Source organism: Microbispora sp. CA-135349 (assembly GCF_050947365.1).
GTDB lineage: Bacteria > Actinomycetota > Actinomycetes > Streptosporangiales > Streptosporangiaceae > Microbispora.
Map to the genome: position 1 here is coordinate 8,599,072 of NZ_CP192001.1, position 16,278 is coordinate 8,615,349.

Below are 16,278 nucleotides of genomic sequence, written 5' to 3' on the forward strand. Positions count from 1 at the left end.
CGATCAGGCGGCGTAGCGGGCGCGGACGATCTGGGGGTAGCGGATGGTGAACAGGGCGGGGAGCGCGAAGCCGCAGACCTTCACCGCGATGATCGCGGCGGTGGCGTGCGGGGCGAACGCGAGCAGCAGGGCGAGGCCGACGGCGTTGAGGGTGAAGCCCACCGCCCACACGGCGGTGATGACGGCGTTGACGCGGTAGAACAGCGGGGTCGCGTGCACCTCGGGCGCGGTCGTCCTGCGGGCGATGCCCAGCGTGAACGGCTTGCGCACGGCCAGCGACCCCCAGGCGGTGAGCGCCAGCCAGGCCACCGAGACGGCCGGGCCGTACTCGCCGAAGGGCGCCGGCGTGACCGTGAACGCGGCGAGCGTCAGACCGGCGAAGAACACCCCCGAGCTGAGCTCGATGACCAGCTCGTCCCAGCCACGCCCCGCCCTGCGGTCGGCGGCGAGCAACACGATCGAGACGAGGAGCGCGGCCGCGGCTCCGAACCTGGCCTCACCGTTCGTACTGAGGACTGCGAAGGCGATCCAGGGGAGGAAGGTGAGGACGTAACGGAGCACGGGGGGTTCCTTCGGATTCGACGTTCCACGAGTGACATGTCGAAAGTAGAACCTCCACTCGCGACCTGTCAACACAGGAATGTACGATCGGACCCATGAGCCTTCGTCATGCCATGCTCGGCCTCCTGTCGGCCGGGCCCGCCAGCGGCTACGACCTGCTGAAGACCTTCGAACTGTCGCTGGAGAACGTCTGGCCCGCGACCCAGAGCCAGCTCTACGCCGAGCTCGGCCGGCTGGCCAAGGAAGGGCTGGTGCGGGTCGCGGCCGAGGGCCCGCGCGGGCGCAAGGAATACGAGATCACCGAGGAGGGCCGGGCCGAGCTGCACCACTGGCTGGTCGAGGTGCCGCCCACCCTGACCCGGCGCAGCGACATGCTGCTGCGCGTCTTCTTCCTCGACCAGGTCGGCACCGACGCCGCCCGCGGCTACCTGGAGCGGCTGGCCGAGCGTGCCGTCCACGAGCACGACCAGCTCCTCGGCATCCGCGAGTTCGTCATCGGCCAGGGCGACGACGCGCTGCGGTTGTACGGCGACATCGCGCTGGAGTGGGGACTGCGCCTGACCGCCGCCCAGCGCGACTGGGCCGAGTGGGCGGCGGGGCGGGTCGCCGCGCTCGACCACGAGAAAGCCGAGCAGGCCCCGGCCGAGTGACACCGTCGGGGCCTTCGCCCGGAAGTGGCCCTTTCTGACGGCGGCCACGACCTCGGGCGACGGCCGCCCGCCGCGGCAGTCACCGCCGGCGGCTCAGGAGCCGAGGTAGCGCAGCACCGCCAGGACCCGGCGGCTGTAGCCGGTGATGTGCGACAGCCCGAGCTTGTCGAACAGCGCGTTGACGTGCTTTTCCACCGCGCTCTGCGACACGTGCAGGGATTGGGCGATCGAGGCGTTGGTCAGGCCCTGGGCCATGAGCTCCAGCACCTCGCGCTCGCGGGCGGTGAGCCGGGCCAGCGGATCGGCGTGGCTGGTGCGCGCGAGCAGCTGGCGCACCACCTCCGGGTCGAAGGCCGTCCCGCCCGCGCCCACCCGGTCCAGCGCGTCCAGGAAGTCGCCGACCTGGGCCACGCGGTCCTTGAGCAGGTAGCCGACGCCGTCGATGCTGCCGCTCATCAGCTCGGTGGCGTACTTCTTCTCGACGTACTGCGACAACACCAGCACCTTGACCTCCGGCCGGCGCCGCCGGATCTCCAGGGCGGCGCGCAGGCCCTCGTCGGTGTGGGTGGGCGGCATCCGCACGTCGACCACCACGGCGTCGGGCCTGTCGCCGTCCACCGCCTCCAGGAGCGCCTCGGCGTCCCCCACCGCGGCCAGGACGTCGTGCCCCTCCTCCTTCAGCAGCCGCACCAGGCCCTCACGCAACAGCGCCGAGTCCTCGGCCAGCATCACACGCACGGCAACTCCGCTTCGATCACAGTGGGCCCGCCGGGCGGGCTGGTCACCGTGAACCGGCCGTCCAGTGCGGCCACCCGCCGCGCCAGCCCGGTCAGCCCGCCACCGGCGGCGTCGGCTCCGCCCACGCCGTCGTCCTCCACCCTCACGACGACCATGGTGCGCTCCTGGCGTACGTCGATGACGACCAGGGCGGCCCCCGAGTGCTTGGCGGCGTTCGTCACGGCCTCACTCGCGACGAAGTAGGCGGCGGCCTCCACCACCGACGGGGGCCGCTGCGGCAGTTCGCAGGTCACCGTGACCGCCACCGGGGCCCGCTCGGCCACCCCGGCCAGCGCCTCCCCCAGCCCGTGCGCGTCCAGCCCCGACGGATAGACCCGCCAGGCCACCTCGCGCAGCTCGACCAGCGCCTGCTGGGCCTGCTCGTGCAGTTGACCCAGCAACTCGGGGCGGCCCCGGCGGGCGCGTCCCGCGAGCATGGACAGCGCCACCAGCCGCTGCTGCACCCCGTCGTGAAGATCGCGCTCGATCCGCCGCCGTTCGGCGTCGACGGCCGCGACCACCCCGGCACGGCTCTCGGTCAGTTCGGTGATCCGCCGCCGGAGCGCCTCGGCCGGGTCGGGAGCGAGCAGGCGTACGGCCAGCCGCCGCTCCAGCGCGTCCGCCCCCACCAGGCCGGACACGTCCAGGAAGAGCAGGACGACGCCCGCGAGGAAGAAGTAGGCCAGCAGCGGCGGGGTGGGCAGCATGCCGTCGAACGCCTCCCCGCGCCCCCAGGACCACGCCAGCCTCGCCGCGTAACCGATGCCGGCCACCAGCAGCAGCACCACCAGGCCGCCCAGGAGGCCCACGGGCGCCCGGGCGGCCAGGAAGCGCAGCTCACCCTCCTCGGTGCGGCCCGGCAGGTCGAGGCGCAGCCGCCGCAGCTCAAGCCCGGTCAGCCGGGCGGCCGTCGCGCGCACCCCGGGACGACCGGCGAACGGCATCGCCACCAGGACGAAGACCAGCCCGGGAAGGGCGGTGACCGCGCCTGCGGCCACCGCCCCGACGAGCAGCAGTGCTCTAACCGTCCAGTGCATGCCGCCCCTTGCGCCGCTCACTGAGCCGTACGCCGACGAAGACCAGCACGGCCAGCGCGACCATGGCGATGACCGCGTTCGTGCCCACGTTGACGTACTTCTCCACGAGCGACCAGTTCTCGCCGAGTGTCCAGCCGGCCAGGACGAAGATGGTGTTCCAGAGCAGGCTCCCTGCCGTGGTCAGAAGCGTGAAGACGCCCAGCGGCATGCGTTCCACCCCGGCGGGGACGGAGATCAGGCTGCGGAAGATCGGGATCATCCGGCCGAAGAACACCGTCTTGCGCCCGTGCTCGAGGAACCAGGCCTCGGTCTTGGCGACGTCGGAGACCTTCAGCAGTGGGATCCGTGCGGCCAGGGCCAGCGTGCGCTCGCGGCCGAGCAGCGCGCCGACCCAGTACAGCGCCAGCGCCCCGGTCACCGAGCCGGCCGTGGTCCACAGCAGGACGGCGAGCAGGTCCATCTCTCCCCGGGAGGCGGTGAAACCGGCCAACGGCAGGATCACCTCACTGGGGAGGGGCGGGAAGAGGTTCTCCAGCGCGATCGCGATCCCGGCCCCCGGCGCACCGAGCAACTCCATCAGGTGAATCAGCCATTCCGTCATGCGCCCGAGACTAGGAACGATCAGGGTACGGCCACCATGAGGCGTGTGGCCGTTCAGGGGTGGGGAAAACCACAGCCGCCGTCCGTACGCGTGACTAGAGGGGCGTGCGGGGAGCCAAACCCCGGAGCAGGGCGTCGAGCGCGCGGTCGAAGCGCTCCTGGTGATCCTCGGGGGTGCCGAGCCCGGCGCGCAGCGCGTCGGCCAGGACGGGGTACTCCCCCGGGTCCAGGCCCTCCATCACGTCGGCGACGTCCGGGTCGTCGTGCCCCGGCGTACGTCCGGCCTCGGCCAGGGTGTGCCCCACGACGAACGTCGCCACCGCGTTGACGAGCTGCAGCCCCTCCAGCGCGCCGAACCCCTCGGCCCGCAGCGCGGCCGCCATCCGCTCCACGGTCGCGAGGCCGCCGGGCGCCATCACCGGCCGGGTGGCGACCAGCGGCAGCAGGGCGGGGTGCGCGTGATCCACGGGGAGCCGGACGAGCCGGGCGCGGCGTTCGACGCCATCGCCCAGCAGCTCGACGCGTTCGACCCGTTTCACCTGGAGGTCGAGGAGATGATCGGCGAGGGCGACCGGGTGGCCGTGCGGCTGACGATGTCGGGAGTGAACTGCGGTTCTCACCCCCGGATGCCGGAGCCCACCCATCGTTCGTTCACGGTCGAGGCGATCTTCATCCTCACCCTGCGAGACGGGAAGATCTCCGAGATGCGCGCGGTGAGCGACCGCCTGGGCCTGTTCCTCCAGCTCGGCTGGGACTGGCCGCAGGTCGACTGACCTGTGCGGCCGTCAGTGCGTGGCCATGTCCACAAAGCGGCTGTAGTGGCCCTGGAAGGCGACCGTGACCGTGGCCGTGGGGCCGTTTCGGTGCTTGGCCACGATCAGGTCCGCCTCGCCCGCGCGTGGCGACTCCCGCTCGTACGCGTCCTCCCGGTGCAGCAGGATGACCATGTCGGCGTCCTGCTCGATAGAGCCCGATTCACGTAGGTCCGACACTTGTGGACGCTTGTCCGTGCGCTGCTCGGGACCACGGTTGAGCTGCGAGATCGCGATGACCGGCACCTCGAGCTCCTTGGCCAGCAGCTTCAGGGCACGGGACAGCTCCGAGACCTCCTGCTGGCGGCTCTCGGTCTTCTTGGGCGAGCTCATGAGCTGGAGATAGTCGACGATCACGAAGCGCAGATCGTGACGCTGCTTGAGGCGACGGCACTTGGCCCGGATCTCCATCATCGACATGTTCGGGGAGTCGTCGATGAAAAGCGGCGCCTCGGCGACCTCACCCATGCGGCGGGCCATCCGCGTCCAGTCGTCGTCGCTCATCATGCCCGAGCGCATCGTGTGCAGCGCCACCCGCGCCTCGGCGGACAGCAGACGCATGGTGATCTCGTTGCGCGACATCTCCAGCGAGAAGACGACCGTGGTCATCCCATGCTTGATCGCCGCAGATCGGGCGAAATCTAGACCAAGGGTACTTTTCCCGATGGCGGGACGAGCGGCCACGACGATCATCTGGCCGGGGTGGAGGCCGTTGGTCAGGGCGTCGAGGTCCTGGAAACCGGTCGGGACGCCGACCATCTGACCGCCGCGGCTGCCGATGGCCTCGATCTCGTCCAGCGCCGACGGCATGATCTCCGACAGCGGGAGGTAGTCCTCGGACGTGCGGCGCTCGGTGACCTTGTAGATCTCGGCCTGCGCGCGGTCGACCAGGTCGTCGACCTCCTCGCCCTGGCCGCCGTATCCGTAGGAGACGATGCGGGTGCCGGCCTCGATGAGGCGGCGCAGCACGGCCTGCTCCCGGACGATCTTGGCGTAGTAGCCGGCGTTCGCGGCGGTGGGCACGATCGCGGTCAGCGTGTGCAGGTAGGCGCCGCCGCCGACGCGGGCGACCTCACCGCGCTTTTGCAACTCGTCGAAGACGGTGACCGAGTCGGCGGGCTCGCCCCGGCCGTACAGGTCGGTGATCACCTCGAAGACGATCTGGTGTGCCGGCCGGTAGAAGTCGTCGGCGCGCAGCACCTCGATGACGTCGGCGATGGCATCCTTGGACAGCAGCATGCCGCCCAGCACCGACTGCTCGGCTTCGATGTTGTGCGGCGGCGTCCGCTCGAACATCGACTCGGAGCCTCCCGGACCCCCCGGAAAGTCGAGCACGCTCACCTCACACCCCCTGCCCGGTGGTCACGGCATCCCCAACCCGGTGCGCAAGTCTCCCCAACCACAGGGCCCGGCGGCAACTTGACCAGTGGACAACCCTGTGGACAACTTGTGCAGTCCGCTCCCCGGACATGTGAAAACACTGGGGACGACCCTGTGGACAACGATGTGACGGCATCATGGAAGTCCGCTCCCACCTGGGATTTCGATATCCACGGCCTGTGGAAGGAAGAAAGTCACCGGGGATTCGCGATACCGATCGAGCATGGCTCCGTAAGCCGCAAAATAGGCTTATGCCACTTACCTCCGGAACGGGACACGGCCGTGCCCGCGACAGGGAGATCCTCAGGCTCGCCATCCCGGCATTCGGGGCCCTGGTGGCCGAGCCACTCTTCCTGCTCACCGACTCGGTCATCGTCGGCCACCTCCCCGATCCGGCGCTCGGCGCCCTCGGCGTGGCCAGCGCGGCCCTGTCGGCACTCGTCGGGCTGTGCGTGTTCCTCGCGTACGCCACCACGGCCGCGGTCGCGCGGAGGCTGGGGGCGGGGGACGTCAGGCAGGCGATGCGCCAGGGGATGGACGGCCTGTGGCTGGCCGCGATCATCGGCCTGGCCGTCAGTGTGGCGTGCTGGCCTCTTGCTCCGTTTATCGTACACCTGTTCGGAGCGACGGGCGAGCTCGCCGCGCAGGCCGTCACCTATCTGCGCATCAGCCTCGTCGGCACCCCCGCGATGCTGCTGGTCCTCGCCGGCACCGGCGTCCTGCGCGGGCTGCAGGACACCCGCACGCCGCTGGCCGTGTCCGTCGCGTCGTTCGCACTGAACGGGCTGCTCAACATCTGGTTCGTGCTCGGCCTCGGGTGGGGGATCGCCGGATCCGCCTGGGGCACGGTCATCGCGCAGTCACTCGCCGCCGCGGCCTACCTCGCGCTGGTCGTGCGGACCGCCCGCGCGCACGGCGCATCGCTGCTGCCCGATCTCGCCGGAGTGCGCGCCGCGGGCGCCGCCGGGTTCGCCCTGGTCGTCCGTACGGCATGCCTGCAGGCCGTGCTGCTCGTCGCCACCTCGATCGCCACCCGCATGGGCGACGACCAGATCGGCGCGCACACGATCGCCGCCCGGATCTGGACGTTCCTCGCCTTCGCCCTCGACGCCATCGCGATCGCGGGGCAGGCCATCACCGGCCGCGCGCTGGGCGCGGGCGACATCACGGGCACCCGCGCGGCGACCCGGCGCATGGTCATGTGGGGCATCGGATGCGGCGTCGTGTTCTGCGCGGCCGTCCTGCTGACGCGCCCGCTGGTCCCGGCCCTGTTCGACGCGCACGGCGAGGCGGCCGCCGAGCTGCTCGCCGTCCTGTGGCCGGTCGCGCTCCTGCAGCCGATCGCGGGCGTCGTGTTCGTGCTCGACGGGGTGCTCATCGGAGCCGGAGACCAGCGCTATCTCGCCTGGGCCGGCCTGTGGACGACGCTGGCCTACCTGCCGTTCGCCGCCGTCGCGGGCACCCTGGTCGCCCTGTGGATCGCGCTCGGCGTCTGGATGGCCGCCCGGCTCGTCACGCTCGCCCTCCGCGCGTACGGCAGCGCCTGGCTGGTCACGGGCGCCTCGCGGACGGCCGCCTGACTCACATGCGGCGCGCCTCCAGGACGCGTTGGAGGAACGCCTGTGTACGGGGATGCTCGGGCGCCGTGAAGATCTGCTCGGGCGGCCCGCTCTCCAGCAGCACGCCGCCGTCGAGGAAACAGACGGTGTCGGCGATGTCGCGGGCGAAGCCCATCTCGTGGGTGGCCAGGATCATCGTCATCCCGGTCTCCTTGAGCTCGCGGATCACCCCGAGCACCTCGGTGACCAACGTGGGGTCGAGCGCCGAGGTGACCTCGTCGAGCAGGAGCAGGCGGGGGTTGGTCGCGACCGCGCGGATGACGGCGACCCGCTGCTGCTGGCCGCCGGACAGGCGGTCGGGGTACTCCCCCGCCTTGTCGACCAGCCCGAACCGGTCGAGCAGCTCTCGCGCCCGCGCCTCGGCCTCCTCCGGCCGCACACCGTGCACCTTGCGCGGCGCGAGCGTGATGTTGTCGAGCACGGTCATGTGCGGGAACAGGTTGTACGCCTGGAACACGATGCCGATGCGGCGTCGCACGTCGTCCGCGTCGGACCGCACGTCGGTGATCTCGTCGCCGTCGAGGTAGATGGCGCCGTCGTCGATCGTTTCCAACAGGTTGACGCAGCGCAGCAGCGTCGACTTGCCCGAGCCGGACGCCCCGATGAGGCAGACGACCTCGTGCGGGGCGACCTCCAGGTCGATGCCGCGCAGCACGCTCAGCCCGTGATAGTGCTTCCAGACGCCTTCGATCGTGAGCAGGCTCATGCCGTGCCGCCTCCCGTACGGCGCCGGGCGACCCGCGCGGCGAGATGGTCGGTGAACCGCGCCATCGGCACTGTCAGCAGGATGAACAACAGCGCGGCGGCCAGATAGGGGGTGTAGTTGAAGGTGGAGGAGGCGTGGATCGACGCCTGCCGCAACGTCTCCAGCGGGCCGAGCATGGCGACGAGCGCGCTGTCCTTCTGCAGGGACACGAAGTCGTTGAGCAGCGGCGGGACCACCCGGCGCACCGCCTGAGGCAGCACCACGTAACGCATGGTCTGGCCGTGGCTCAGGGCCAGCGACCGCGCCGCCGCCCGCTGGCTCGGGTGCACCGACTCGATGCCCGCGCGGAACACCTCCGCGACGTACGCGCCGTACGACAGCACGAGCGCGATGATCCCGAGCGTCACCGGGTCGCTCGGCGCGCCCTGCAACTGCAGCGCCGGGACGCCGAATCCGACCAGGTAGAGCAGCAGGATGGTCGGGATGCCGCGGAAGACGTCGGTGTACAGCACGGCGAGCGCGCGCAGGGGGAAGAACACCGGCGAGCGCAGGCCCCGCACCAGCGCGACGAGGAGCCCCACCACCAGGATGAACGCCTCGGCGACGAGGAAGATCTCGATGTTCAGCAGGAACCCGCGCAGCACGTCGGGCAGCGCGGCGACGAACGCCTCGGGGCTGAGAAACGTCTCCCGGACACGCGGCCACCCCGGCGACGAGGTGATCGCGACGATCAGGGCCACCACCACGACGATCGTGGACGCGGTGGCGACCGAGACCGACCGCCGCCCGCGGGCGCGCAGCTCCGTCTCCCGGCGGAGCTGCCGCTCGCTCTTCACCCAGACGGGCGATTCCGTGTCCTCGGGAGCCGCCGCGGCGGATTGCCCGTCGGTCACTTCAGCTCCGGCGCGCCCGCGGCGGCGGTCAGCCACTGATTCTCGATCTTCGCCAGCTCACCTGACGACTTGAGGTCGCCGAGCGCCTTGTCGACGCAGCTCACCAGCGGGCTGCCCTTCTGGAACAGCAGGCCGAACTCCTCGGGCTGCCCGCCGTTCGCGGCGAACTGACCGACGATCTTCGAGCCCTCCACCTGGGCGGCGGTGACGTAGAAGGCCGTCGGCAGGTCGACGACGATGGCGTCGACCTGCTTGTTCTTCAGCGCGTTGACCGCGTCGACCTGCTGGTTGAACACGCTCGGGTCCTTCGCGGGCTGGATGACCGACCGCACCGCCTCCAGCGCGGTCGTGCCCGCCTGGACGCCGATCTTGGCGTCCTTCAGCTCGGCGAGACTCGTGGCGGAGGCGAACTTCGTGCCGCCGAGGGTCACCACGCCCTGCTTGACCGTGTAGTAGCCCTGACTGAAGTCGACGGCCTTGGCCCGTTCGGGGGTGGCGGAGATCTGGTTGATGTCGAAGTCGAACTGCTTGGGCCCGGGGGCGAACGACGAGTCGAACGGCACGACCGCCCAGGCGACCTCGTCCTTGGTGAAGCCCATCTTGCCCGCCACCGCGTAGGCGACGGCGCTCTCGAAGCCCTGACCGTTGGAGGGGTCGTCATCCTTGAACCACGGCTCGTACGCCGGCTTGTCGGTGCCGATCGTGAGCTTGCCGGGGGTGGTGAGCTTCAGGCTTTCCTTCGCGCACGCGTTCGCGGCGGCAGAACCGGCCGGGCTCGCGGCGCCGGTCGCGGTGGTGGAGGTGTCGTTCGCCGGAGCGCAGGCGGCGGCCGCCAGCACGAGGGCGCCGGACGCCAGCAGGAGTGGGGGACGGCGCATCACAGCCTCCATCAGGGGGTCTTTCCACGAAATCCGCTAAATCGGACGGCAAGATACTAGCGTTCCGTATAACCCTTCTTCACCTGAGGGGAATCACCCCGTCGCCGGGCGCCTCGGAGAAGCGCGAAGGGCCCCTCTCCGGGAATGGAGAAGGGCCCTTGACGGACTGCGACGGGTGTCAGCCCGCGACCACCTCGATGTCGATGGTGGCGGCGACCTCCGGGTGCAGCCGGACGCTCACCTTGTGGGTGCCGACGCTCTTGATCGCGTTGCCGATCTCGATGCGGCGGCGGTCGAGCTGCGGACCGCCGGCGGCCTTGACCGCGTCGGCGATGTCGCCGGTCGTGACCGAGCCGAACAGCCGGCCCGACTCGCCCGCGCGGGTCTTGAGCCGCACCTTGAGGGCGCCGAGCTGGCCGGCGACCTCCTTGGCGGAGCCCAGGTCGCGGATCTCGCGGGCGGCACGCGCCTTCTTCAGCGAGGCGATCTGCGACTCGGCACCGCGGGTCCAGCGGATGGCGAAGCCACGGGGAATGAGGTAGTTGCGGCCGTAGCCGTCCTTGACCTCGACGATGTCGCCGGGAGCGCCGAGGCCGGAGACCTCAGTGGTGATGATGAGTTTCATTTGTCCTGAGTCTCCTTTCTCAGCGCGCGGTGCTCGTGTACGGCAGCAGGGCCATCTCACGGGCGTTCTTGATAGCGGTCGCCACGTCGCGCTGGTGCTGGGTGCAGTTGCCCGTCACCCGGCGGGCACGGATCTTGCCGCGGTCGGAAATGAACTTCCGCAGCAGCCCCGTGTCCTTGTAGTCGACGTAGGAGATCTTGTCGTGGCAGAAAAGGCAAACCTTTTTCTTCGGCTTGCGAATTGCCGGCTTCGCCATCGTGGTGCTCCTTTCAGAGCCCCGCATGTCGCGGGAATGGTCGCTCGGTTGTGTTTACGGTTGGTGGGACCGGAAGGGCCCGACCTCAGAAGGGCGGCTCGTCGCTGAAGTCGCCGCCGAAGCCGCCACCGCCCTGGGGGCCGCCGCCGAAACCGCCGCCACCACCGCCGCCGAAGCCCCCCTGGGGGGCGGGCGCCGCGGTCGCCCACGGATCGTTGGCCGGACCGCCGAAGCCGCCGCCACCGCCGCCCTGGCGCGAGGTCTTGTTGACCTTGGCCGTGGCGTTGCGCAGCGAGGGGCCGACCTCGTCGACCTCGACTTCGTAGACCGTGCGCTTCTCGCCTTCCTTGGTCTCGTACGACCGTTGGCGCAGCCGTCCCTGCACGATCACCCGCATGCCGCGCTGGAGGCTCTCGGCGACGTTCTCCGCCGCCTGCCGCCAGACGTTGCAGGTGAGGAACAAGCCCTCGCCGTCTTTCCACTCGTTGGTCTGCTTATCGAGGAACCGCGGAGTGGACGCGATGCGGAACCGGGCCACGGCCTGCCCCGTGGGGGTGAAGCGCAGCTCCGGGTCGTCGACAAGATTGCCGACGATCGTGATCTGGGTGTCGCCTGCTGCCATCGGTCGCTTTCGCCTTCCTATCCCGTCAGCTGAGCCGTTAAGGGCTCAGAGTACGGCCCGGGCCCGACAAACCGCCGGGCTTCGGGTCCTGCCAGTGGAGCTCAGTGGAGCTCGGGGCGGATGACCTTGGTGCGGAGGATGCCCTCGTTCAGGTTGAGCTGACGGTCCAGCTCCTTCACGGTGGCGGGCTCGGCGGTCAGGTCGACCACGGCGTAGATGCCCTCGGACTTCTTGGCGATGTCGTAGGACAGGCGGCGACGGCCCCAGACGTCGACCTTCTCCACGGTGCCGCCGTCGTTGCGGACGACGGTGAGGAACTGGTCGAGCGACGGCTGCACGGTGCGCTCGTCGAGGGACGGGTCGAGAATGACCATCATCTCGTAGCGACGCATGAGTGATCCAACCTCCTCTGGACTCTTGCGGTCACGACGCCTTGCCGTGACAGGAGGACCCTGCGCCTCGCGCCGGGCGGCCATGCCCCCCGGCCCTTATCAGACGCAGTCGAACAAGGCTACCAGCCACTTGGCCGTACCCCGCCCCGAGAGTGAAACTGGAGGTCGGAGAGGGGGTAGGCGCGATGCGAAACGCCATCGGCCGAAAGAGAAAGCACCCCGTCCATCTCACGCTGAACACGGACGGCAGGCCGCACCCGCGGGAGAACATGATGACGATCGCGACGCTGGTGTGCGGCCTGGTGGCGTTCGTCACGGGCTTCATCGTGACGGCCCACATGATCGCGTCGTGGGTGGGCGCGATCGGGTTCTGGGGCGGCCTGTACGCCCAGTTCATCTCATCGACGACCAGGCAGCGTTCGCTGATCATCGTGGGGGTCGTGGGCTCGTTCGTGGGCGCCGCGCTGGGGATCGCGCACGGCGGCTTCTTCCCCCGCGGGTTCTCGTTGCGCGGCTGAGGAGCGGCTGCTCAGCCGCCGATGTGCAGGTCCACTCCGAGCAGCACGAGGAACCACAGGAAGACCGCGATCAGGGCCTGGGCGACCTGCTTGAGGAGGGTGGGGGTGATGTAGTTGTGGACCCAGGCCACGTAGAGACCGACGAGGATGTAGATGAGAAGGATGAAGCTGCCTAAGCGATATCTCATGCTCGTCTCCTTGACGACGAAGTAGTATCGCGCGCGGGTCTCGGGGCGCGTGCATCGCGACTGCCCTGGTTTGTGGCTTTGAAACGGCGCGTCCCCTTGAAACGTTCTTGGACAGCGCCTAGAGTTCGCCCTCCGCGTCCGGCAGCCCCATAAGCAGGCAAGCGATGGTGGAGGAACGCATGGACAGCCGCAGCGGCCGCCCGCGGATCGGGGCCCACGTCGACCAGGACGACCCACTCGCGCACGCGGCCGCCCGCAACGCCGACGTGGTGCAGTTCTTCCTCGGCGACCCGCAGGGCTGGAAGGGCCCGGCGACGCCCGCCACCGCCGACGCCCTGCGCGCGTCGGACGTGGACGTCTACGTGCACGCGCCGTACGTCATCAACGTGGCCACGGCGAACAACCGCATCCGCATCCCGAGCCGCAAGCTGCTCGACGCGCACCTCAAGGCGGCGGCGGCCGTCGGCGCCAAGGGCCTGATCGTCCACGGCGGGCACGTCAACGCGGGCGACGACCCGCAGACCGGCTTCGACAACTGGCGCAAGGTCTTCGAGCGCACCGAGTGCCCGATCCCCGTGCTGATCGAGAACACGGCCGGCGGCGGCAACGCGATGGCACGCAAGCTGGAGCGGATCGCCCGGCTGTGGGATGCCGTCACGGCGGGCGCCCCCGACCCCTCGGTCGTCGGTTTCTGCCTGGACACCTGCCACTTCCACGCGGGCGGCGAGGAGCTCGCCGGGCTCGTGGAGCGGGTCAGGGCGATCACCGGCCGCATCGACCTCGTCCACTGCAACAACTCTCGGGACGCGTTCGACTCGGGGGCCGACCGCCACGCCAACCTCGGCACCGGGCAGATCGACCCCGAGTTGATCCTGGAGGTCTGCCGGGCGGCCAGGGCGCCGATCGTGGTGGAGACGCCGTTCGAGGGCCAGGCCGACGACATCGCGTTCCTGCGCAAGCACCTGTAGACATCCGTCCACACCCTGTGGATAACTCTGCGGATTGAGAACCTCAGGAAGCGGGTACCGCCTCCTGAATGCCCCGCTCGCCCTTCACCCGCCGGGGCCTGCGCGTGGCGCGCCACAACTGCACGTACGACGTGACCGCCGCGGCCAGGACGACCAGGTTGCGCAGGACCAGCACGAGCGTCCCCGGCAGGGCGCCCGTCCAGCTGTAGTCCAGTTCGATCCAGGGGTACATGATCCCCGTCAGCAGGGCGGCGGTCATGACGAGCAGGGCGGCCGGCCGCTGCGTCGGGCCGGGCCGGTCGCGCCGCACCGACAGGATGACGGCGGCCACGCCGACCACCCACACGAGATACTGCGGCGACAGGACCCGGCTGGTCGCGACCAGGAAGAGCACGGTGGTGAGCGCGGCGTCGAAGTACGACCGCGGGCTCGGTGCCGCGCGCAGCCACCACACGCCGATCAGCGCCAGCGCCAGGGGCGTGGCGGCCAGGCTCAGCACCGTCGCGACGCCCACGCCGTCGCCCACGGCCTCCATCGCGCCGTGCTTGTAGGTGGTGTACCCGTCCCACCAGCCGAGGGCGCGGGCGAGCGCGAACGGCGTGGCGGCCAGCGACTCGATCTGCAGCCCCCGCTTCTCCTGCGCGGTCAGGAAGTCCAGCGCGTGCGGCAGGGTCAGGACGGCCGCGCCGCACCCCGCGAGCGCGACGACGAGCGTGGTTCCCGACGCGGTCAGCAGGTCGCGCCACCTTCGCAGACCGGCGAGCAGCGCGACCGGCCACACCTTCACGAGGAGCCCGACGCCGATGAGCGACCCGCGCACCGCCGGATTGGCCGACGCCGTCAGCGCGAGCACCGCCACGAGCGTGACCATGAGGTCGTACCTCGAGACGAGCACCGGGCCGAGCAGAGCCGCGCCGACGGTCCACGCCCACGGGCCCGTACTGCCGCCACCGCGGCGGGAGGCCGAGAACCGCCACAGCAGGAGCAGGATCGCGAGGTCGCACAGCACCGCCACCAGGGAGAAGGCGACGTGGTAGTCCAGCGGCAGCAGACGGGGGGCGAGAATCGGCAGCGCCGCGAACGGCGGGTACTGCCACTTCTCGTCGCCGTCGGGGAACTCCCCCTCCAGCAGGAGGTCGGACCAGCCGCGGTAGAGGGTGACGTCGTTCCTGAACGCCTCGCCGTGCCCTGTCGGGACGGCCTGGGTCGCGACCAGGAGGAGCGCCACCCGGGTCACCGTCCACACCAGCAGCAGGAGCCATGGTGGCCTCCGGCGCATCGCGTCTCCCCCGTTCCGTCGCGCACACTCTCACGCGACGCTACGCGATGCCTCCGCTCGGGCCGTTCCCTGCCGCGCCGTGACGGGCGCGAAATCCGATGTAAGTTTCATGAGCTCACGCCGTGTCCGGCTGCTCCCGGACGCCCCGCGAGAGCGGGGAACGGCGCAGCACGAGACGGTCCTCGGCGTGGTCGAACACCCCGCCCGACGGGTCGTCGGCCTCCCCCTGGCGTACGACGTCGTGCTCGGGCCGCAGGATGTCGCGGACGACGAGCGCCATGAGGACGACGATGGTCAGCGCCCGGGCCCAGACCGACAGGAAGTACGGGTTGTCGCCGATGCCGAGGTCGGGCTCGCCCGTCTGGGTGACCAGGTAGAGCCAGATCGAGAAGAAGTACCAGCATTCGGCGACCTGCCAGGCGGCCAGGGCCCCCCACCTGGGCCTGGCCAGCACCGCGAACGGCACCAGCCACAGGACGTACTGCGGCGACCAGACCTTGTTGGTGATCATGAAGGCGGCCAGGGCGAGGAAGCACAGCTGCATCAGGCGCGGCCGGCGCGGCGCGGCCAGCGCCAGCACGGCGACCCCCAGCAGCAGCACCGCCAGCAGGGCCATGGCCATGGTGTTCAGCTTCTCGGGATCGCCGAGAAAGGCCAGGAAACCTGGCCTTTCCATGCCGAACCACTGCGTCTTCTGGAAGAAGAACCACAGCCCGCCCCAGTCGGCGCCGCGCTCGCTGCTGAACGCGTAGAACCGCTTCCAGCCCTCGAAGTTGACCAGCATGATCGGCACGTTCACCAGCAGCCACGTGATCGCCGCCGCGCCCGCGGTCTTCAGGAACGGCACCCACTTCGCCGTACGGGCCGTGAGCAGGAACAACGCGCCGAAGAACATCAGAGGGTAGAACTTCGTGGCCACGGCCAGCGCCAGCAGCGCGCCCGCGAGCCACGGCCGGTCCTTGGCCCAGGCCAGCAGCCCGCCGAGCGCGAGTGCCCCCGCGGCCAGGTCCCAGTTGATGTACGCGGTGAGGATGACCGCCGGGCCGACGGCGTACCAGAGGGCGTCCCAGCGGCGGGCCGGGCCGGCCAGCGCGGCCGTCAGCAGCACGCCCACGACCAGCGCGACGCCCATAAGGACCACGGTGACGTCGTAGAACACGATCCCGTCGCCGCCCGCGAGCCGGCGGGCGAACTCCATGATCCCGCCGATGCCGACCGGGTATTCGACCGGATAGTCGACGTACGGGACCTTGCCCTCGTTGAGGTGCTCCGCCCAGAACAGCGGATAGATGTCGGTGTAGCAGAAGTTCGTGAACTGCCCGACACCGCCGTTCCAGGCCCCGCCGAAGCGGCAGGGATACTTCCACAGGTAGGCGAGGATCGCGCCGAGGCCCGCGAGAAGCCCGAGAGGCAGGTACGGCACCGCCCGCGCGGCGACCCCGGGCAGCGGGGCGGAGTCGTTCGTGGTCCGGGTCGTCATGCTCGGTATTGCACCATCCAACGCCTCGGCTTGGCGA

General features: G+C 70.2%; 21 protein-coding genes. 5 read left to right on the forward strand and 16 right to left on the reverse strand.

Going from position 1 to position 16,278, the window contains the following annotated elements; genetic code table 11:
• Positions 1 to 3 precede the first annotated feature (3 nt).
• The gene (locus ACQPZZ_RS39630) at positions 4 to 561 is read right to left on the reverse strand and encodes a hypothetical protein (protein ID WP_432927642.1); all 558 of its coding nucleotides are present in this window, start codon (positions 559 to 561) and stop codon (positions 4 to 6) included.
• Positions 562 to 656: 95 nt separating this feature from the next.
• Here ACQPZZ_RS39630 and ACQPZZ_RS39635 point away from each other — a divergent pair, with 95 nt between their 5' ends.
• On the forward strand, positions 657 to 1,211 hold the full coding sequence (locus tag ACQPZZ_RS39635; RefSeq protein WP_432927644.1) for a PadR family transcriptional regulator: 555 nt from the start codon (positions 657 to 659) through the stop codon (positions 1,209 to 1,211).
• Positions 1,212 to 1,304: 93 nt separating this feature from the next.
• On the opposite strand, the gene ACQPZZ_RS39640 is transcribed toward ACQPZZ_RS39635, so the two are convergent.
• From ACQPZZ_RS39640 to ACQPZZ_RS39655, 4 genes are all read right to left on the reverse strand, one after another.
• The gene (locus tag ACQPZZ_RS39640; RefSeq protein ID WP_432927646.1) at positions 1,305 to 1,949 is read right to left on the reverse strand and encodes a response regulator; all 645 of its coding nucleotides are present in this window, start codon (positions 1,947 to 1,949) and stop codon (positions 1,305 to 1,307) included.
• The gene (locus tag ACQPZZ_RS39645) at positions 1,940 to 3,025 is read right to left on the reverse strand and encodes a sensor histidine kinase (RefSeq protein WP_432927648.1); all 1,086 of its coding nucleotides are present in this window, start codon (positions 3,023 to 3,025) and stop codon (positions 1,940 to 1,942) included. The genes ACQPZZ_RS39640 and ACQPZZ_RS39645 overlap by 10 nt, the downstream gene beginning before the upstream one ends.
• Positions 3,009 to 3,626, reverse strand: coding sequence for a DedA family protein (locus ACQPZZ_RS39650; protein ID WP_432927650.1), 618 nt, complete (start codon positions 3,624 to 3,626; stop codon positions 3,009 to 3,011). The genes ACQPZZ_RS39645 and ACQPZZ_RS39650 overlap by 17 nt, the downstream gene beginning before the upstream one ends.
• Before the next feature lie 94 nt (positions 3,627 to 3,720).
• A complete protein-coding gene (locus ACQPZZ_RS39655) occupies positions 3,721 to 4,092 on the reverse strand; it encodes a TetR/AcrR family transcriptional regulator C-terminal domain-containing protein (protein WP_432927652.1) in 372 nt (123 codons plus the stop codon).
• On the opposite strand from ACQPZZ_RS39655, the gene ACQPZZ_RS39660 reads away from it, so the two are divergent.
• Positions 4,084 to 4,398: an ester cyclase gene (locus ACQPZZ_RS39660; protein WP_432927654.1), complete on the forward strand. Its 315-nt coding sequence runs from the start codon at positions 4,084 to 4,086 to the stop codon at positions 4,396 to 4,398. The two genes, ACQPZZ_RS39655 and ACQPZZ_RS39660, sit on opposite strands and share 9 nt — an antisense overlap.
• A 12-nt stretch (positions 4,399 to 4,410) precedes the next feature.
• Here the strand turns inward: ACQPZZ_RS39660 and dnaB are convergent, their stop codons facing one another.
• Positions 4,411 to 5,733, reverse strand: a complete 1,323-nt coding sequence (gene dnaB / locus ACQPZZ_RS39665; RefSeq protein ID WP_139575704.1) for a replicative DNA helicase — start codon at positions 5,731 to 5,733, stop codon at positions 4,411 to 4,413.
• A gap of 335 nt (positions 5,734 to 6,068) precedes the next feature.
• On the opposite strand from dnaB, the gene ACQPZZ_RS39670 reads away from it, so the two are divergent.
• Positions 6,069 to 7,397, forward strand: coding sequence for an MATE family efflux transporter (locus ACQPZZ_RS39670; protein WP_432927656.1), 1,329 nt, complete (start codon positions 6,069 to 6,071; stop codon positions 7,395 to 7,397).
• Between the two features lies 1 nt (position 7,398).
• Here ACQPZZ_RS39670 and ACQPZZ_RS39675 read toward each other — a convergent pair whose 3' ends face one another.
• From ACQPZZ_RS39675 to rpsF, 7 genes are all read right to left on the reverse strand, one after another.
• Positions 7,399 to 8,142 carry an amino acid ABC transporter ATP-binding protein gene (locus ACQPZZ_RS39675; RefSeq protein WP_432927658.1) on the reverse strand — a complete coding sequence of 248 codons (744 nt, stop codon included), beginning with the start codon at positions 8,140 to 8,142 and terminating at the stop codon, positions 7,399 to 7,401.
• The gene (locus ACQPZZ_RS39680; protein ID WP_432927660.1) at positions 8,139 to 9,035 is read right to left on the reverse strand and encodes an amino acid ABC transporter permease; all 897 of its coding nucleotides are present in this window, start codon (positions 9,033 to 9,035) and stop codon (positions 8,139 to 8,141) included. Before ACQPZZ_RS39680 ends, ACQPZZ_RS39675 begins: the two co-directional genes overlap by 4 nt.
• Positions 9,032 to 9,913: an ABC transporter substrate-binding protein gene (locus tag ACQPZZ_RS39685; RefSeq protein ID WP_432927662.1), complete on the reverse strand. Its 882-nt coding sequence runs from the start codon at positions 9,911 to 9,913 to the stop codon at positions 9,032 to 9,034. Before ACQPZZ_RS39685 ends, ACQPZZ_RS39680 begins: the two co-directional genes overlap by 4 nt.
• Positions 9,914 to 10,091: 178 nt before the next feature.
• Entirely contained in the window at positions 10,092 to 10,538 is a 447-nt protein-coding gene (gene rplI, locus ACQPZZ_RS39690) for a 50S ribosomal protein L9 (protein ID WP_432927664.1), read from the reverse strand.
• A 19-nt stretch (positions 10,539 to 10,557) separates the two neighbouring features.
• Positions 10,558 to 10,794 carry a 30S ribosomal protein S18 gene (rpsR, locus tag ACQPZZ_RS39695; RefSeq protein ID WP_030508621.1) on the reverse strand — a complete coding sequence of 79 codons (237 nt, stop codon included), beginning with the start codon at positions 10,792 to 10,794 and terminating at the stop codon, positions 10,558 to 10,560.
• 85 nt (positions 10,795 to 10,879) lie between these two features.
• A complete protein-coding gene (locus ACQPZZ_RS39700; protein ID WP_432927666.1) occupies positions 10,880 to 11,416 on the reverse strand; it encodes a single-stranded DNA-binding protein in 537 nt (178 codons plus the stop codon).
• A gap of 101 nt (positions 11,417 to 11,517) precedes the next feature.
• Positions 11,518 to 11,808, reverse strand: coding sequence for a 30S ribosomal protein S6 (gene rpsF, locus ACQPZZ_RS39705; RefSeq protein WP_030508619.1), 291 nt, complete (start codon positions 11,806 to 11,808; stop codon positions 11,518 to 11,520).
• A gap of 185 nt (positions 11,809 to 11,993) precedes the next feature.
• Here rpsF and ACQPZZ_RS39710 point away from each other — a divergent pair, with 185 nt between their 5' ends.
• Complete coding sequence (locus ACQPZZ_RS39710) at positions 11,994 to 12,326, forward strand: hypothetical protein (protein WP_363636022.1); 333 nt, start codon at positions 11,994 to 11,996, stop codon at positions 12,324 to 12,326.
• A gap of 11 nt (positions 12,327 to 12,337) precedes the next feature.
• Here ACQPZZ_RS39710 and ACQPZZ_RS39715 read toward each other — a convergent pair whose 3' ends face one another.
• Positions 12,338 to 12,514 carry a hypothetical protein gene (locus tag ACQPZZ_RS39715; protein WP_363636020.1) on the reverse strand — a complete coding sequence of 59 codons (177 nt, stop codon included), beginning with the start codon at positions 12,512 to 12,514 and terminating at the stop codon, positions 12,338 to 12,340.
• A gap of 179 nt (positions 12,515 to 12,693) precedes the next feature.
• Between ACQPZZ_RS39715 and ACQPZZ_RS39720 the strand changes: the two genes are divergently transcribed.
• On the forward strand, positions 12,694 to 13,482 hold the full coding sequence (locus ACQPZZ_RS39720) for a deoxyribonuclease IV (RefSeq protein ID WP_432927668.1): 789 nt from the start codon (positions 12,694 to 12,696) through the stop codon (positions 13,480 to 13,482).
• A gap of 43 nt (positions 13,483 to 13,525) precedes the next feature.
• On the opposite strand, the gene ACQPZZ_RS39725 is transcribed toward ACQPZZ_RS39720, so the two are convergent.
• Together ACQPZZ_RS39725 and ACQPZZ_RS39730 are read right to left on the reverse strand one after the other, a co-directional pair.
• Positions 13,526 to 14,761: a glycosyltransferase family 87 protein gene (locus tag ACQPZZ_RS39725; protein WP_432927670.1), complete on the reverse strand. Its 1,236-nt coding sequence runs from the start codon at positions 14,759 to 14,761 to the stop codon at positions 13,526 to 13,528.
• Positions 14,762 to 14,876: 115 nt separating this feature from the next.
• Positions 14,877 to 16,241, reverse strand: a complete 1,365-nt coding sequence (locus ACQPZZ_RS39730) for a glycosyltransferase family 87 protein (RefSeq protein WP_432927672.1) — start codon at positions 16,239 to 16,241, stop codon at positions 14,877 to 14,879.
• Positions 16,242 to 16,278 lie beyond the last annotated feature (37 nt).

Excerpts from the sequence above, each read along its gene's own strand:
- ACQPZZ_RS39700 (WP_432927666.1), bottom strand. The coding sequence starts at position 11,416 with ATGGCAGCAGGCGACACCCAGATCACGATCGTCGGCAATCTTGTCGAC.
- ACQPZZ_RS39635 (WP_432927644.1), top strand. The coding sequence starts at position 657 with ATGAGCCTTCGTCATGCCATGCTCGGCCTCCTGTCGGCCGGGCCCGCC.
- ACQPZZ_RS39710 (WP_363636022.1), top strand. The coding sequence starts at position 11,994 with ATGCGAAACGCCATCGGCCGAAAGAGAAAGCACCCCGTCCATCTCACG.
- ACQPZZ_RS39685 (WP_432927662.1), bottom strand. The coding sequence starts at position 9,913 with ATGCGCCGTCCCCCACTCCTGCTGGCGTCCGGCGCCCTCGTGCTGGCG.
- ACQPZZ_RS39675 (WP_432927658.1), bottom strand. The coding sequence starts at position 8,142 with ATGAGCCTGCTCACGATCGAAGGCGTCTGGAAGCACTATCACGGGCTG.
- rplI (WP_432927664.1), bottom strand. The coding sequence starts at position 10,538 with ATGAAACTCATCATCACCACTGAGGTCTCCGGCCTCGGCGCTCCCGGC.
- ACQPZZ_RS39725 (WP_432927670.1), bottom strand. The coding sequence starts at position 14,761 with ATGCGCCGGAGGCCACCATGGCTCCTGCTGCTGGTGTGGACGGTGACC.
- rpsF (WP_030508619.1), bottom strand. The coding sequence starts at position 11,808 with ATGCGTCGCTACGAGATGATGGTCATTCTCGACCCGTCCCTCGACGAG.
- ACQPZZ_RS39720 (WP_432927668.1), top strand. The coding sequence starts at position 12,694 with ATGGACAGCCGCAGCGGCCGCCCGCGGATCGGGGCCCACGTCGACCAG.
- ACQPZZ_RS39715 (WP_363636020.1), bottom strand. The coding sequence starts at position 12,514 with ATGAGATATCGCTTAGGCAGCTTCATCCTTCTCATCTACATCCTCGTC.
- ACQPZZ_RS39670 (WP_432927656.1), top strand. The coding sequence starts at position 6,069 with ATGCCACTTACCTCCGGAACGGGACACGGCCGTGCCCGCGACAGGGAG.
- ACQPZZ_RS39730 (WP_432927672.1), bottom strand. The coding sequence starts at position 16,241 with ATGACGACCCGGACCACGAACGACTCCGCCCCGCTGCCCGGGGTCGCC.
- rpsR (WP_030508621.1), bottom strand. The coding sequence starts at position 10,794 with ATGGCGAAGCCGGCAATTCGCAAGCCGAAGAAAAAGGTTTGCCTTTTC.
- ACQPZZ_RS39645 (WP_432927648.1), bottom strand. The coding sequence starts at position 3,025 with ATGCACTGGACGGTTAGAGCACTGCTGCTCGTCGGGGCGGTGGCCGCA.
- dnaB (WP_139575704.1), bottom strand. The coding sequence starts at position 5,733 with ATGTTCGAGCGGACGCCGCCGCACAACATCGAAGCCGAGCAGTCGGTG.
- ACQPZZ_RS39650 (WP_432927650.1), bottom strand. The coding sequence starts at position 3,626 with ATGACGGAATGGCTGATTCACCTGATGGAGTTGCTCGGTGCGCCGGGG.